Here is a 1819-nt window from a genome sequence, read left to right as displayed (position 1 = left end):
CCCCCGCAGCCCCGTCGAACATCCCCATCACACCCTCGACAACAGCGAGATCACACCCGCGAGCACCATGCGCGAAGAGCGGCCCGACCAACTCCGGCCCACACAGATACGCGTCGAGGTTCCGCCCCACCCGCCCGGTAGCGAGCGCGTGATACCCGGGATCGATGTAGTCCGGCCCGACCTTGTGCGGAGACACGGCAAGCCCCCGCGAGGCGAACGCGGCCATCAACCCCGTGGCAACGGTGGTCTTGCCGCTACCGGAGGACGGCGCGGCAATGACCAACCGAGGAACGGAGAACAGGGAGGACGAGGAAGTCACGACAGCTTCACCACTCGATACCCCGCTGGCCCTTCTGACCGGCGTCCATGGGGTGCTTGACCTTGGACATGTCGGTGACGAGGTCGGCGTACTCGACGAGCTTCTCGGGCGCGTTCCGCCCGGTGATCACGACGTGCTGGTTCCCGGGCCGGTCCCGCAGCACGGAGACGACCTCATCGACGTCGACCCACCCCCAGTGCATCGGATAGGCGAACTCGTCCAGCACGTAGAGCTTGTAGGTCTCGGCGGCAAGATCCCGCTTGACCTGCTCCCACCCTTCCCGCGCCTTCTCCTCGTTGTCCATCTGGGAGTCGCGCTGAACCCACGACCACCCCTCGCCCATCTTGTGCCAGTCGACGGACCCGCCCTCGCCGGAAGCCCCCAGCACCCGAAGGGCGTTCTCCTCCCCGACCTTCCACTTCGCCGACTTGACGAACTGGAACACCCCGATCGGCCACCCCTGATTCCAGGCCCGCAACGCGAGCCCGAAAGCAGCGGTCGACTTGCCTTTCCCAACTCCCGTATGCACAACGACAAGTGGTCGATTCCGACGCTGACGGGTCGTCAGACCGTCGTCCGGCACGACACTCGGCTGCCCCTGCGGCACTACGCGGCCCTCCTCGAACCAGAACCCGAACCAGAACCCGAACGCCCTTGATTCCCCTGCACATCCCGCACGAGCCCGGCGATCGAGTCCGCCCGCAACTCGTCCAGCGTCACCGCCGTACCCTCCAGCTCACCGGCCAACTGCCCGGCCAGCCCCAGCCGTACGGGCCCCGACTCGCAGTCCACGACCACGGAAGCGACCCCGTCGGCGGCGAACAACCGCGCCGCCCGCCCGGCGAGCGCGACCGGCTCGGGCCCACCGGTGGCCCGCCCATCGGTCACCAGGACAACCAGCGCCCGACGGGCCGGATCCCGCAACCGCTCCACCCGCAGCACGTCATGCGCCTTGAGCAACCCGGCGGCAAGCGGCGTCCGCCCACCCGTCGGCAACGACTCCAGCCGTACGGCGGCGGCGTCCACGGAAGAGGTCGGCGGCAGGGCGACATCCGCGGCGGACCCCCGGAAGGTCACGAGCCCCACTTTGTCCCGCCGTTGATACGCGTCGAGCAGCAACGACAGCACAGCCCCCTTCACCGCACTCATCCGCTGCCGCGCCGCCATCGACCCGGACGCGTCCACGACGAACAGCACGAGGTTGCCCTCACGCCCCTCCCGCGTCGCCTGCCGCAGATCGTCCCGCCGCACGACCAGCCCACGCCCGGACCGTCCACGCGCCAGCTGATGCGGAGCGGCCGCCTGGATGGTCGCCGCCAAGTGCAGCTTGGTGAGCGCCCCTTGGGGCCGCCTGGCCCCGGTGGTCCGCCCGTGCTCGGTCCGCGCCCGCGACCGCCGCCCGGCCGCACCCTCACCGATACCCGGCACGCTCAACACCTTGGTACGGAACGGCTCGGAGGCCCGCACAGGCTGCTGCTCACCCGAGCCCGCACCCGAAGG

At 69.9% G+C, this 1819-nt stretch carries 3 protein-coding genes; all 3 read right to left on the bottom strand.

The window, feature by feature from the left end; all coding sequences use genetic code 11:
- On the bottom strand, window positions 1–319 hold a 319-nt coding region (locus AC31A1_RS50855; RefSeq protein WP_489659824.1), incomplete at its 3' end, for a nucleotide-binding protein.
- Between the two features lie 7 nt (window positions 320–326).
- Window positions 327–926 (bottom strand): cob(I)yrinic acid a,c-diamide adenosyltransferase, encoded by a 600-nt coding sequence (gene cobO, locus AC31A1_RS50850; protein ID WP_026150966.1) that lies wholly within the window; start codon window positions 924–926, stop codon window positions 327–329.
- The coding region (locus AC31A1_RS50845) for a vWA domain-containing protein (protein WP_489659823.1) at window positions 926–1819 on the bottom strand (894 nt) is incomplete at its 5' end. The genes cobO and AC31A1_RS50845, both read right to left, overlap by 1 nt.

The sequence above is a fragment of the Streptomyces sp. P5F9 genome, from assembly GCF_057961495.1.
This window is presented reverse-complemented; position numbering and strand designations above follow the sequence as displayed.